This is a genomic window from Streptomyces shenzhenensis (assembly GCF_021462265.1).
GTDB classification, from domain to species: Bacteria; Actinomycetota; Actinomycetes; order Streptomycetales; family Streptomycetaceae; genus Streptomyces; species Streptomyces shenzhenensis.
Genome location: NZ_JAJONF010000043.1, coordinates 1 through 14398 on the forward strand (window position 1 = coordinate 1; position 14398 = coordinate 14398).

Consider the following 14398-nt stretch of genomic DNA (forward strand, 5'->3'; position numbering starts at 1 on the left):
GCCGTCCTGGACGTCGCCGTGACCCTGGCCGCGGGCGGCACGCTGGCCATCGCCTCGACCGATGAGCGGCTGGACCCTTCCGCGTTGGCCGCGATGGTCGAGGCCTGCGGTGTTCAGGTCGCCAGTGTCGTCCCCTCGCTTCTTGGCGTGCTGGAGCCTGGGAACGTCGCCGGTATCGGCAACTGGGTGCTGGGCGCCGAGCGGCTGGAGTCCGGTCTGGCTGCCAAGTGGCGGGCACGGTCCAGGGTCTGGAACACCTACGGTCCTACCGAGGCCACGGTCATCACCACCGCCGTCCTCCTGGAGGAGGGCATCACCGGCGAGGATGCCGCGCCGGCGATCGGCCGTCCGCTGCCCAACGTCCGCACCTACGTCCTGGACACCTACCTCCGACCGGTCCCCGCAGGCGTCACGGGCGAGCTGTATGTCGCGGGTGACGGCCTGGCCCGCGGTTACGTGAACCGGCCGGACCTGACCGCGGAGCGGTTCGTCGCCTGCCCCTTCGGCGACGGCGACGACGGTGACGGCGGCGGGCGGATGTACCGCACCGGCGACCTCGCCCGCTGGACGACCGACGGGCGGCTGGAGTTCGTCGGACGTGCCGACGAGCAGGTGAAGATCCGCGGGTTCCGGGTCGAACTCGGCGAGGTCGAAGCCGTCCTCGCCGCGCACCCGGGGGTGAGGACAGCCGTGGCCATGGTCCGCGAGGACCGGCCGGGCAACCCGCGCCTCGTCGGCTACGTCCTTCCGGCCGGCTTCGACGAACAGGGCCCCGCGGCCGAGGTGGAGGCCGGCGGCGTGCGCGAGTTCGCGGCGACCCGGCTGCCGGACTACATGGTCCCCTCCGCCGTCGTGGTCCTCGACGCCCTGCCCCTCACCGTCAACGGGAAGCTCGACCGGGCCGCCCTCCCGGTCCCCGACCCGGAGAACGACGGCTCGGGTCTCCTGCCCCGGACCGAGACCGAGGCGATGCTGTGCGCCCTGTTCGCCACGGTGCTGGGCGTCGACCGGGTGGCCGCCGACGGCAACTTCTTCGACCTGGGCGGCAATTCGGCGCTCGCGATGCACCTCGCCGGCCGGGTCCGTACGGAGACCGGAGCCGAGCTGAACCTGAAGCAGTTCTTCGGTGACCCCACGCCGATCGGCGCGGCGCGCATCCTGGGGACGAAGTCACGACCGTCGCTGGTCCCGGTGGAGCACGAGGGCGGTGAGGCGCCGGCGACGGCCGGACAGCGACTCGTGTGGCGGCGTGCCGCGGCCAACCCGCGCACGCGGGCCCTTCAGTCGTCGGTGGCCCTCCGGCTGCGCGGGGAACTCGACCGGGACGCGCTGCGGGCGGCCCTGGCGGACGTGGCCGCGCGCCACGACATCCTGCGGACGGTCTTCGCCGAGGCACCGGACGGCGGCCTGGTCCAGCGGATCCTCACCGCGGACGACCCGGCCGTCCTCGCGGATCTCACCGACCTCACGGCCGTCGCGGCGACGGAGGAGGCGCTTCCCGCGCTGCTGGCCGCCGGCGCCGCCCGCAGATTCGACCTCGAGAGCGAAACGCCGTGGGCGTCCGCCCTGTTCGCGCTCTCCGAGACCGAGCATGTCCTGCTTCTCGTACTGCACCGGATCGGCGGTGACGACGCGTCGAGGGATGCCCTCGTGCGGGACGTCTCCGTGGCCTACGGCGCGCGCCGCGAGGGGCGTGCCACGGAGCGTGCGGCCCTGCCGCTGCAGTTCGCCGACTACGCGGTGTGGGAGAGCAGGCTGCTCGCGGAGGCGGACGCTTCCGCGGAGGACGCGACGGGGGCGAAGGAGAGCGTGGCCGGCGACCAGATCGCCTACTGGAGGGAGGTGCTGGCGGACGCGCCGCCCGCCACCACGCTCCCCGCGGACCGGCCGCGACCCGCGCGGCCGAGCCATCGGGCCGGCGCGGTGCCGTTGCAGGTGCCGGCCACGGTGCACGACCGTCTGATGGAGGCGGCCCGGCCGCTCGGCGCCACCTCGGTCGCCGTCGTGCACGCCGGGCTGGCGATGCTGCTCGCCCGGATGGGGGCCGGCACCGACCTGGTGCTCGGCGCCGTGGTGGCGCGGCCGGCTGCCGAAGGCGAACTCGAGGCCGTCATGGGGCCGTTCGCCGGGTTGCTTCCGCTGCGTACGGACGTCTCGGGTGATCCGACGTTCCGGGAACTGCTCGGCCGGGTCCGGGAGACCAGCGAGGAGGCTGAGCGGTCCGGGGACGTGCCGTTCGCGCGGATCACGCAGGCCCTGGGGCTCGCGGACGAGACACCCGGTGACCCGCATCCGCTGGTCCAGGTCCTCCTGGACGTGCGGGACGACACCGCGGCCAAGTGGGACACCCCGGCGGTCCCGGGGCTGGACGCCTCGCTCGTCGGCCTGGGCGCCCAGGCGTCCGGGTTCGATCTGACGGTCCGGCTGACCGACCGGCACCGGGACGACGGCGGTCCGGACGGCCTCGACGGCAGCCTGGAATACGCCGAGGAGCTGTTCGACCGGGCCACCGCGGTCGGCCTGGCGCGGCGGCTGGTGCGCCTGCTCGGGCAGGTGGCTGCCGACCCGGAGCTGAGGCTCAGCCAGATCGACATCCTGCTCGGTGAGTCGGAGCTCCGGCGGCTGACCGAGGACTGGAACCGCGGCGCCGCCCGGGTCCCGGACGGCACCGTGCTTGCGGCGCTCGCCGAATCGGTGGCCCGCGACCCGCGTGCCGTGGCGGTCCGGGACGGGTACGGCCTCCTCAGCCGCCGCGCTCTGGACCGGGCGACGGCGTGGCTCGCCGCGCGGCTGGAGAGACTGGGGACGGGCGCGGGCGACACCGTGGTGGTGGCGGCTCGGCCCGGCACCGGCTGGGCGGTCGCCGTGCTCGGGGTGCTCCGGTCCGGTGCCGTATGCCTGATCGCCGACCCGGACGCGCCCGGAGGGCCGCTGGCGGCGGCCGCCGCGCTGGGCTGCGCCCACGTGGCCGCGCTCGTCGTGGCGGGCGGGGTCGCGGCGGGCCGCGCCCCGTCGGGTGCGCGGGGGACGGGCTCCGGGCCCGACGCGGTGCCGGTGCTGCGGGTGGAGGACGCGATCCGGGCCGGGGGCAGGCGCCTGCGTCGTACCGTCGCCGTCTCGGACCCGCTGCCGTCCCAACCGGCCGTAGTGCTGCCCGCGCGGGCGTCCGACGGCACGCTCGTGGGCGAGCTGGTGGACCACCGGTCGCTGCTCGGCCGTGTCATCGACCGTCAGGCGGCCTCCCCGTCGGCGGAGTCGGCCAGGGAAGCGACCCTCCTGGATACGAACGCGCCCGTCACCGAGCTGCTCGTCGGGCTGCTGGCCGCGCTGCGCGGGGGCCGCACCGTCATACTGGAGGCCGTCGCGCCCACCCAGCTGTCCGCGACGGTCCCGGCGGCCGCGCCCACCCAGCTGTCCGCCACCGCCCCGGCCGCCACGCATGCCACGACGTCTCTCGCCGCATCCTCTGCCACACCCTCCGCCACCGCACCCTCCGCCACGTCCGCCACCACGTCCGCCATCGCGTCCGCCACCGTGGCCGCGGACGGGCGACCGGAGCGTGAGCCCGTGTCGGACGGTGTCCGGCTGCCCCGTACCGCCCGCGCCTACGTGCTCGACGAGTGGCTTCGTCCGGTGCCGGTCGGAGTGGCGGGCGACCTGTATGTGGCCGGGCCGTCGCTGGCCCGCGCCTACCTCGGCGCGCCGGCCCGCACCGCGGGCAGCCTCGTCCCCGACCCCTTCGGGCCCGGCGGTGACCTGATGCTGCGTACCGGGCGGCGTGCCGCGTGGACCTCGGACGGGCTGGTGCAGCCGCGTGCCGCGGAGACCGGCGCCGGTCTGGCGGCGCCGCGGCGTCCCGGACGCCGGCGCGACGACCTGGACGCGCTGCTGCCGCTGCAGAGCGGAGGCTCCCGACTGCCGCTGTTCTGCCTGCACCACAGCACGGGCCTGGCCTGGTCCTACGCCGCGCTCCTCCGGCATCTGCCCGAGGACCTGCCGGTCTACGGCCTGCAGACGCCCGGTTTCACCGACCGCAGGGCGATGCCGAGCAGCGTGGACGAGTTGGTGGCCGACTACGTCGCCCGGATCCGCACGGTGCAGCCCGAGGGGCCGTACCAGCTCCTCGGCTGGTCCTTCGGCGCGGTACTGGCCCAGGCCATCGCGACGGAGCTGGAGGCGCAGGGCGAGCAGGTCGCGCTGCTGGCACTGCTGGACGGATTCCCGGGCGGGCACCACAGGGAGGACGACACCGGTCCGCAGGGCGACGGCGACCCGGCGGACGGCACGCTGGTCCGCATCGACGGCGGGGCGGACCAGGAGGGGCGGGCGCTGCTCGACGGTCCGGGGGCGTCGAACCCGCCGGCCGACTCGTTCTCGCTCAACATGGAGGAGACGAAGCAGCACATGATCCGGCTGGCGCAGGAGCACACGCCCCGGCGTTTCGGCGGCGGTGCGCTGCTGTTCCTGGCCACCGAGGGCGGTCTTGCCCACATGTCGCTCGCGGCGGCGCGCACGACCTGGGAGCGGTACATCGACGACCGCATCGAAGCGTTCGAGATCGCCGCCGACCACGTGGGGATGCTGCGGGGCGAGCACGCCGCGGCCATCGGACGGACGGTCGCGGAACGACTCGTAACCGCCGAGCCCGAGCCCGAGCCCGCCGACGGCACACCCCGTCCCACCCCCGAGCGGCCCGTGTCCGACGACAAGCCCGTCTCAGAGAGGTAGAAAGCGCATGACGCAGTCGTTCGAGATTCCGATCGACAAGCGCCGGAACGTGCTGGACCCGGTGCCGGAGCTCCGGGAGATCAGCGCGCGGACGCCGCTGTTCAGGCCGCCCGGCGGGATGCCCCACTGGATCGTGACCGACCGCGAGCTGGTACGGCAGATCCTTGCCGACGACGAGCGGTTCTCCAGCATGCCGCCGCCGGAGCAGGACGGCCGTAAACCCGATCCGCATCCGGGGAGCCTGCTGCAGACCGACGGGGCGGTGCACGCCCGGCTGCGGCGGCTGGTGGCACCGATGTTCACGGTGCGGCAGATGAAGACGCTGGAGCCGATGATGGTGCGGATCGTGGCCGAGCGCCTGGACGTGCTGGAGCGGGCCGGTCAACCCGCCGACCTGATGCGGTACTTCGCCCGGCCCGTGTCCGGTCTGATCCTCGCGGAGATCCTCGGCCTGCCCCGTGACGACCTGTCCGAGCTGTCCCGGCTCGGCGACCACCGCGCCTCCGGGCACAGCCCCCGCCGGCACTCGGCGACCTCGGAGTACGTCGGGCACTTCCGGAAGCTGGTCGCGGCGGAGCGCCGGAATCCGGGCGAAGGGCTGGCCGGGGCGCTGATCCGGGAGCACGGAAACGCGGTGTCGGACGAGGAGATCGCCGGCATCTGCGAGAGCATCGCCAACGGTTCGATCGAGAACACCGCGGAGACGATCGCCCTGGGCACCCTGGCGCTGCTGTGCCATCCCGAGCAGATGACCCTGCTGCGGGAACGGCCCGAGCTGATGGACCGGGCGGTGGAGGAACTGCTGCGGCACGTCTCGGTAGTGGCCGCCGTCTCACCGCGCACGGCGCTGGTGGACGTGGCGATCGGCGGCGAGGTGATCAAGGCCGGTGAGGTGGTGTCGTGCTCGGTGTTCGCCGCGAACCGCTGCCCGTACGGCGAAGGCGACGGCGACGCCGACGGCAACGGTGACAGTGGCGGTGGCGGCTCCGCCGACGGACTGGACATCGCGCGCGAGCCCGCCAACCACCTGGCCCTGGGGTACGGCGTCCACTTCTGCCTGGGCGCGGCGCTGGCCCGGCTGCAGATGCGCGTCGCCTTCACGGGGCTGCTGGAGCGCTTCCCGAACCTGCGGCTCGGCGCCGGGGTGGAGGAGCTCCGGTTCCGGGTGCTGGCGCCGCAGTTCGGCGTCGAGACGCTGCCGGTCCTCTGGTGAGACCGACGGAGGCACCGGCTGACGGACCGGTCGACGGACCGGTTGACGGACCGGCACAGGGATCCGCGCGGAGCACGGCGCGGGTAGGGATACGCGTGGACCGCGACAGCTGCGTCGGCTCGGGAGCCTGCGCGTTGTTCGAGCCGGCGTTCTTCGACCAGTCGGAGGAGGACGGCCTGGTGCTGCCACGCGTCCGTGAGGCGGAGCCGGAGGCGCTTCCGGCGCTGCGTGCGGCCGCGTCCCGCTGCCCGGCCCGGGCCATCTCCGTGGTGCCTCTCGACGGGCACGACGGGCCGGCCGGCGGCGCGAGGGACCGGACTGACTGAACGGTCGCAGGGGACGCCCGTTGCAACCCCGGTGTGACCGGGCCCCCCGTAGAACTGCTGGTATGCCGAATTACCATCAGAAGCGCATGGCCCGGCCCCTCCTGCTGGCCCTGTCCGTGGTGGCAGCCGGAGCGCTCGTCGCCGGCTGCTCCGACTCGGGCTCCAGCGACGCGTCCACCTCGGTCGGGGACTCGGATCCCTCTTCCGCGAGTTCATCGGGTTCATCGGGTTCGTCGGGTTCGTCGGGCAGTTCGAGCAGCGCCGGTGTGGCGTACGCGAAGTGCATGCGGGAGCACGGCGTCTCGAACTTCCCCGACCCGACGGAGGACAGCGGGGGCGGTGTCAAGCTGGTCATCCCGCAGGGTGTCGACCAGAATTCGCCGACGTTCAAGTCGGCCCAGTCGGCTTGCCAGAGCCTGCTGTACCAGGGCGACACCGGTGACGCCGCCGGCAGCCGCGCCTTCGACGCCACGAAGGTCGCGGCGTGGGCGAAGTGCATCCGTGAGCACGGCGTGCCCAACTTCCAGGACCCCCAGGTCAACGGGAACACCATCATCATCGATGCCAACGCGGCCGGTCTGTCCGGGCGGGACGATCCCAAGTTCTCCAAGGCCGCGGAGGCGTGCTACAGCATCCGGCCCGGCGGCACGCTCGCCTTCATGGGAGGGCCGCAGCAGTGACGAGCCAGGAAGAGGGCACCGTCGAGCGGGTGTCCGCCCAGGAGGCGGCGGACGCCGGGGGAGGGGAGCTGGAACCCCGGGCCGAGACCCTCCCCTCCTTCGACGGGAGCGGTGGCGGTGGGGCGGTGGAGCCGGCGGCAGAGCCGGCCCCGCGCGGACGGCGCCGCGGTATGCGTACCGCGCTGATCGCCGCATGCGCCGTGGTGATCGCCGCGGCCGCGGTCGGCGCCGCCTCGGGCGCGTTCGGCGGCGGGGGCGGACAGGCCGACGCCTCGGCGCCGACCGGACCGCCGGCCACGGCGAAGGTACAGCGGACGACGCTGACCAGCTCCCAGACCATGGACGGGCAGCTCGGGTACGGCGACACCTCGGCCGTGCAGGCCCCCTCCTCCGGAGCCTCCGGCTCGTCCCAGTCTGGGCAGTCGGCGCAGGGCGGCGGCTCGGCGTCCGCCGCCGGGATCGTCACCTGGATGCCCTCGGACGGCGACACCATCACCCGCGGGAAGCCGGTCTACAAGGTCAACCAGCAGTCGGTGCCGCTCCTTTACGGCTCGGTGCCGCTGTACCGGACACTGAGTCCGGGCAGCAGCGGCAGCGACGTCAAGATGCTGGAGCAGAACCTCCGGGCCCTCGGATACAAGGGCTTCACGGTGGACAGCACCTACGACTCGGACACCGCCGCCGCCGTCGAGAAGTGGCAGGGCGACCTCGGCCGTACGGAGACGGGCGAGGTGAAGGTGGGCGACGCGGTGGTGGCCTCCGGCGCGCGCCGGGTCGCCAAGGCGGGGCTCGCCATCGGCGACACCCTGGCCGGGAGCGTGCTCACCTGGACGGGCACCGACCGGGTCATCTCCGTGGACCTGCCCGTGCAGTACGCGGACCTGGCGAAGAAGGGCGGGGAGTCCACGGTCACGCTGCCGGACAACTCCACGGTGACCGCGGTGGTGACGGACATCGGTACGCCGACCTCGTCGGGGAACGCCTCCGGTTCGGGCTCCTCGGACTCCGGGGGTTCGTCGGGCTCCGCGGGCTCGGGTTCCTCCAACGCCACCCTCCCGGTCGAGCTGAAGGTCAAGGACACCAAGAAGCTCGGCTCCTACCAGGCCGCCGCCGTCAGCGTCGAGTTCGCCTCCGGCGTGCGCTCGAACGTGCTGGCGGTGCCGATCAGCGCCCTGTACGCGCTGCCGCACGGCGGCTACGCGGTCGAGGTGGTGACCGGGACGAAGACGGAGTACCGCAAGGTGACGCTCGGGATGTTCGGCAACGGCATGGTCGAGGTCTCCGGCACCGGGATCACCGCGGGCACGGTCGTGGGGGTTCCCAAGTGACCTTCGCAGCCCACCCGGTGATCGAGCTGGCCGGGGTCAGCAAGTTGTACGGGGACGTGGCCGCGCTCGTCGAGGCGGACCTGGTGGTCCACCGCGGCGAGATGCTCGCGGTCGTCGGCCCGTCCGGCTCCGGCAAGTCCACCATGCTCAACATCATGGGCACGCTGGACCTGCCCTCCTCGGGGACGGTGGCGATCGCCGGCCACGCGGTGGACTCCCTCAACGACCGCGAGCTGTCGGCGCTGCGGGCCGGCACCATCGGTTTCGTCTTCCAGCAGTTCCACCTCGCGTCCGGGGTCTCCGCCCTTGACAGCGTGGCGGACGGTCTGCTGTACAGCGGACGGCCGCGCCGTGAGCGGCGCCGGGTCGCCGAGGCGGCGCTGCGCCGGGTGGGCCTGGGACACCGGCTCCTGCACGAGCCGCAGCAGCTGTCCGGCGGTGAGAAGCAGCGGGTGGCGATCGCCCGCGCGGTGGTCGGCGATCCGCCGCTGCTGCTGGCCGACGAGCCGACCGGCGCCCTCGACTCCCGCTCCGGGGCGGTGGTGATGGAGCTGCTCCACGAACTGCACGAGGCCGGGACGACGGTGGTCGTCATCACCCACGACCGGGACATCGCGGCGTCCCTGCCGCGCGAGGTCAGGTTGCGCGACGGCCGGATCGAGCACGACGCGGGGTCGCCGGAGCCCCGGGCGCTGGTCCGGGCGGGGGTGGCGCGATGAGTACGACGCAGGCGTCGCTGCCGGCCGGACGGGAGCGTCCGTGGGCCGAGTCGCCCCCGCCGCCGCGGCCCCGGGCAGCCCGGCTGAGCCTGTCCGACGTGGCCCGGGTGGGCGGCTGGGGCCTGCGCTCGCGGCCCATGCGGGTCTTCCTCTCCGCGCTGGGCATCGCGATCGGCATCGCCGCGATGATCGGCGTGGTGGGCATCTCCACCTCGTCGACGAACGACCTGAACAAGAAGCTGTCCGCGCTCGGCACCAATCTGCTCACGGTCGCCCCGGGCACCACCATGAACGGCTCGAACGCCCATCTGTCCAAGGACGCCGTCGCGATGATCGCGAACCGGCCGGAGGTGATCTCGGCCTCCGCGACGGGCACCACGGACGTGAAGATCTACCGCAACGACCATATTCCGGCGGTGGAGTCCGGCGGCCTCACGGTCAGCGCGGCCCGGACCGACCTGCTCCGCTCCATCGGCGGCCAGATCGTGGACGGCCGCTGGCTCAACGGCGCCACCAGCCGTTTCCCGGCCGTGGTGCTGGGCTCGGAGACGGCGCGGAGCCTCGGGATCCACCAGGCCGGGCCGGAGGTACAGGTGTGGCTCGGCAACCGCTGGTTCACCGTGGTGGGTCTGCTGGCGCACAACCAGCTGCTGCCGGCCCTTGACACGCAGGCGTTCGTGGGCTGGCAGGTGGCGGAGAAGGAACTGTCCTTCGACGGCTACCCGACGACGGTCTACACGCGGGCGAAGGACGCGGACGTCGAGAAGGTGCACGCGGTGCTGGGCCCGACGGTCTCCCCCGAGGACCCCAACGAGGTCAACGTCTCCCGTCCCTCCGACGCACTGGCCGCCAAGCAGGCCACGGACAGCGCGCTGAGCGGGCTGCTGGTGGGCCTGGGCGGGGTCGCGCTGCTGGTCGGCGGTGTCGGGGTGGCCAACACCATGGTCATCTCGGTGCTGGAGCGGCGTTCGGAGATCGGTCTGCGCCGCTCGCTCGGCGCCACCCGCGGCCAGATCAGGATCCAGTTCCTCGCCGAGGCGCTGCTGCTGTCCGGGCTGGGCGGCGTGGGCGGGGTGCTGCTGGGCATCGGGGTCACCGGCGGCTACGCCACCTACCAGGGCTGGGCCGTGCTGGTGCCGCTGTGGGCGATGGTCGGCGGCCTGGCCGCCACCCTCGTCATCGGGGGCCTGGCCGGCTTCTACCCCGCGGTCCGAGCGGCCCGGCTGCCCCCGACGGAGGCTCTCGCGACCAACTGACCGACCTCGTCCGAGGGTTGACATCCGGGACCGCGGCGCCCCCGCCGTACGCACACACGCGCCCCCGCCGGCGGGGGCGCCGCACCCCGGCCCGCCCGGTGTCCAAGTGCTCGGGCCGGTCGGTTGGACGACCCTGTCGCGACGGGTGTCCGACACGTGAGACCGTTGACCCGACTGCGCACATCCCGGCGCAAAGCAATATCCAGAGCGATGCCAAGAGCAATAATCAGAACAATACCCATAACCGTGGATTGCCCCTGGAATTGGTCAGCCTTGTTCGCTCCATAAGGGTCGGCTAAGGTTTTCCCATCCATCTTCCTTCCGTCGAGGAACGCAATCCGTGGGGGCGATCATGAACCCGTTCGACGATGAAAACGGGACTTTTCTGGTGCTTGTGAACAGGGAGAACCAGCATTCGCTGTGGCCTTCGTTCGCGGAAATTCCGAATGGCTGGCGGCTCGTTTTCGGGGAGGCCACGCGCAAGGAATGCCTCGCCTATGTGGAGGAGAACTGGACGGATCTCCGTCCGCAGAGCCTCATCGACGCGATGAGGGAGCCCGAGGCGGCCCGCTGATGGCCGGCCCCACCGCAGCGACACGACCCAGGGAGTACCTGTGGCCATGATGGGCGGACCCGGCCCGGTCATAATCCGATCCGACGGGCCGGATTCCTCGAACGACAGCCAGCGGGCGAAGCCCGGCACGCTGAAAAGGATCATCCCGTACACCCGCGGGCACCGCCGCTCCATCGGCGTCCTCGTGGTCTGCACCACGCTGAACGCCGCCTGCGCGGTCGCCCCGCCCCTGCTGCTCAAGTACCTGATCGACAACGGCATCGCGGCCGGGGACACCGGGACCGTGGTCGGACTCGCGGTCGCGGTGGCGGCCGTCGCCCTGCTCGCCGTCCTCGTGGGATTCGGCGAGACCTGGTTCTCCGCCAAGGTCAGCGAGGGCCTCGTCTACGACCTGCGGGTGAAGGTCTTCGACCATGTGCAGCGCCAGTCGCTCGCCTTCTTCACCCGCGCCCAGACCGGTGCCCTGGTGAGCCGCCTCAACACCGACGTGGTCGGCGCCCAGCAGGCGGTCACCCAGATGCTCTCCACCGTGGTGTCCGCCGGACTGACCGTGGTCTTCGTGCTGGCCACGATGTTCTACCTGTCCTGGACGATCACCCTGATCTCGCTGGCACTCGTCCCGTTCTTCATCCTCCCCGGCCGCCTCATCGGCCGCCGCCTGCAGGGCCTGGCACGCCGGCACATGAACGTCAACGCCGAGATGGGCTCGCTCATGCACGAGCGGTTCAACGTCGCCGGCGCCCTCCTCGCCAAGCTCTACAGCCGCCCGGACCGGGAGACCGTCGGCTACGCGCGGCTCGCCGCCCGCGGCCGTGACATCGGCGTCCGCAACTCGGTCGCCATGAGGATGCTCTTCCTGGCGACCATGTTCATCGGCTCGATCGCCACCGCCGTGGTCTACGGCGTCGGCGGCGTGCTCTCGGTGCACGGCGCCTTCCGGATCGGCACCCTGGTGGCCCTCACCACGCTGCTCACCCGGCTCATGGCCCCGGTCGGCCAGCTGGCCAACGCCCAGGCCGACGCCATGACCGCGCTCGTCAGCTTCGACCGGCTCTTCGAGGTCCTCGACCTGCGGCCGCTGGTCACCGAGAAGCCCGACGCGGTGGCACTGCCCGCCGGCGCGGCCCGCGACACCGCCCCCGCCGTCGAGTTCCGCGGCGTGTCGTTCCGTCACCCCCGGCCCGCCGACGTCTCCCTCGCCTCCCTGGAGGCCTTCGCCACGCCGACACCCGAGCGCGACGGCGACACCTGGGCGCTGCGTGATCTCAGCTTCACCGTGCCGGCCGGCAAACTCACCGCGCTGGTCGGCCCGTCCGGAGCCGGCAAGACCACCACCACCCACCTGGTGCCCCGGCTGTACGACCCGGAGGAGGGCACCGTCCTCATCGACGGGCGCGACGTGCGCGACCTGACGCTCCAGTCGCTCAGCGACACGGTCGGCATGGTCACCCAGGACGGGCACCTGCTGCACACCACCATCCGGGAGAACCTGCTCTACGCCCGCCCGGACGCCACGGAGGAGGACCTGGTCGCGGCCTGCCGGGCCGCACAGATCTGGAAGCTGGTCGCCTCCCTGCCCGACGGGCTGGACACCATGGTCGGCGACCGCGGCTACCGGCTCTCCGGGGGCGAGAAGCAGCGCATCGCCATGGCGCGGCTGCTGCTCAAGGCCCCGCCCGTGGTCGTGCTCGACGAGGCGACCGCGCATCTCGACTCCGAGTCCGAGGCCGCCCTCCAGCAGGCCCTCAAGACCGCGCTCGCGGGCCGGACCTCGCTGGTGATCGCGCACCGGCTGTCGACCATCCGGGACGCCGACCAGATCATCGTCCTGGACCAGGGGCGCATCGTGGAGCGCGGCACCCACGACGAACTGCTGGAACTCGGCGGGCTCTACGCCGAGCTGCACCGCACCCAGTTCGCAGGCCGCGCCCTCGCCGCCGAGGCCGAGGACGACCCGGAGGGGCTGCCGGCGCAGTGGGTCCCGGAACCGGTGGGCTCCGGCCCCCGGCAGGTCGGCTTCGGTCCCGGACCCGGCGGCCCGGGGATGCCCGGTCCGGGGATGGCCGGACCGGGGCCACGACCGGTGTTCTTCGGTCCCGGCGGTCCCGACGGACCGGGCGGTCCCGGCGGTCCCGGCGGGTCGGGAGGCCCCCGACCGCGCTGAATCCGTCCCCCGGCAGCGGTGCCCGCGACGTCCCACGGCGTCGCGGGCACCGCTGCGTCGACCCGTCGAACCCCTACGCCGGCCCGGTCGCCCTGGGTGACAGGGGTTACGAACGCCCAGGAGGACTGTTACGTTCGGTGTTGTCCACGGCGGGTGTCTTTATGGCGCTAGGTGCCGAAATAAGCAAGATATCAGCGTAGTCCGGCATCGGCGGCGGAAAGCCCGCGGGACGGAGGGTTCGGAAGAAGATTCTTCTTTCGAGAGCGAAAGCAAGCCGCCCGTCGTGACGGCGGGGGGCGGACAAGGAGTCGGGGTGGAGCACGGGGGAGTAATCGAGCAACAGTCCGTAGTTCAAGTGGAAATCGATGCTTTATGCCTGGCCGGGTCTCCCCGGCTGGCGGGCGAACGGAAAGAGCACATCGAGATACTCGCGGCGGCGCCCGACGCGCTGCCTCCGATCATCGTCCACCGTCCCACGATGCGGGTCATCGACGGCTTTCACCGGCTGCGCGCGGCCCGGCTGCGCGGGGACACCACCATCGCCGCCCGCTTCTTCGACGGCGACGAATCGGCCGCGTTCGTCCTCGCGGTCCAGCTGAACGTCACCCACGGGCTGCCACTCGCGCTCGCCGACCGGCAGCGCGCCGCGGAACGGATCATCGTCTCCCACCCCCACTGGTCCGACCGCAGAGTGGCCACCGTGACCGGCATCGCCCCCGGAACCGTCGGCGAGATCCGCCGCCGACTGGGCCCCGGTGCAACCGCCCCGGACGAGCGCAGGCTCGGCCAGGACGGCCGGATGCGCCCGCTGGACGGCGCCGCCGGCCGAATCCGCGCCGGCGAACTGCTCTCGGAGAACCCGGAGTTGTCCCTGCGCCAGGTCGCCAGGGCGGCCGGTATCTCCCCGGAGACCGCCCGGGACGTGCGTAACCGCCTGCGCAACGGGGAGGATCCACTGCCCCGGTCCCGGCGGCGCGACCGCGAGGCCGAGCCGGTCCACGACATCACGACCGAGGCCGGCGCCGGATCCGACGCCGCCGAGGGGGCCGGCTCCAGGCCCGTCCCGGTGCCGCCGGGCGAACCCACCGCCCTGCGGCTGGCCCGTCCCGCCACCCGAACCCGCGTGGACGTCAGACCCGACCGGGTCGTCCTGGTGAAGCGGCTGACCGCCGACCCGGCGCTGCGCTTCTCCGAGACCGGCCGCAGCCTGCTGCGGCTTCTCGCGATCCACGCCGTCCGCGAGGAGGAGTGGGACGCGATCATCGGCAACGTGCCGCCGCACTGCAGCGGCATCGTCGCCGACCTCGCCGTCCAACTCGCCGACATGTGGGCGGACTTCGCGACCCGCGTCCGGCGGGACGTGACGGCGTCGGTCGGCTGACCGCCGTAGCGGCAGAACGGACATACCCG

Annotated in this window: 10 protein-coding genes; all 10 read left to right on the forward strand. The window is 72.9% G+C overall.

All coding sequences use genetic code 11. The features are described from left to right. On the forward strand, window positions 1–4728 hold a 4728-nt coding region (locus LQ326_RS36795), incomplete at its 5' end, for a condensation domain-containing protein (protein WP_234543423.1). Between the two features lie 7 nt (window positions 4729–4735). Further along, the gene (locus LQ326_RS36800; protein WP_234543424.1) at window positions 4736–5941 is read left to right on the forward strand and encodes a cytochrome P450; all 1206 of its coding nucleotides are present in this window, start codon (window positions 4736–4738) and stop codon (window positions 5939–5941) included. Between the two features lie 95 nt (window positions 5942–6036). Beyond that, window positions 6037–6267 (forward strand): ferredoxin, encoded by a 231-nt coding sequence (locus LQ326_RS36805; RefSeq protein ID WP_234543425.1) that lies wholly within the window; start codon window positions 6037–6039, stop codon window positions 6265–6267. A 62-nt stretch (window positions 6268–6329) separates the two neighbouring features. Further along, window positions 6330–6947: a hypothetical protein gene (locus LQ326_RS36810; RefSeq protein ID WP_234543426.1), complete on the forward strand. Its 618-nt coding sequence runs from the start codon at window positions 6330–6332 to the stop codon at window positions 6945–6947. Then, the gene (locus tag LQ326_RS48455) at window positions 6944–8275 is read left to right on the forward strand and encodes a peptidoglycan-binding protein (RefSeq protein ID WP_234543427.1); all 1332 of its coding nucleotides are present in this window, start codon (window positions 6944–6946) and stop codon (window positions 8273–8275) included. The genes LQ326_RS36810 and LQ326_RS48455 overlap by 4 nt, the downstream gene beginning before the upstream one ends. After that, window positions 8272–8994, forward strand: coding sequence for an ABC transporter ATP-binding protein (locus LQ326_RS36820; RefSeq protein WP_234543428.1), 723 nt, complete (start codon window positions 8272–8274; stop codon window positions 8992–8994). Before LQ326_RS48455 ends, LQ326_RS36820 begins: the two co-directional genes overlap by 4 nt. Continuing rightward, entirely contained in the window at window positions 8991–10250 is a 1260-nt protein-coding gene (locus LQ326_RS36825; RefSeq protein ID WP_234543429.1) for an ABC transporter permease, read from the forward strand. Before LQ326_RS36820 ends, LQ326_RS36825 begins: the two co-directional genes overlap by 4 nt. A gap of 349 nt (window positions 10251–10599) precedes the next feature. Beyond that, on the forward strand, window positions 10600–10824 hold the full coding sequence (locus LQ326_RS36830; protein ID WP_308402095.1) for an MbtH family protein: 225 nt from the start codon (window positions 10600–10602) through the stop codon (window positions 10822–10824). A 46-nt stretch (window positions 10825–10870) separates the two neighbouring features. Next, the gene (locus tag LQ326_RS36835; protein WP_234543430.1) at window positions 10871–12988 is read left to right on the forward strand and encodes an ABC transporter ATP-binding protein; all 2118 of its coding nucleotides are present in this window, start codon (window positions 10871–10873) and stop codon (window positions 12986–12988) included. Between the two features lie 478 nt (window positions 12989–13466). Beyond that, entirely contained in the window at window positions 13467–14369 is a 903-nt protein-coding gene (locus tag LQ326_RS36840) for a ParB/RepB/Spo0J family partition protein (protein ID WP_234543431.1), read from the forward strand. Window positions 14370–14398: the final 29 nt, after the last annotated feature.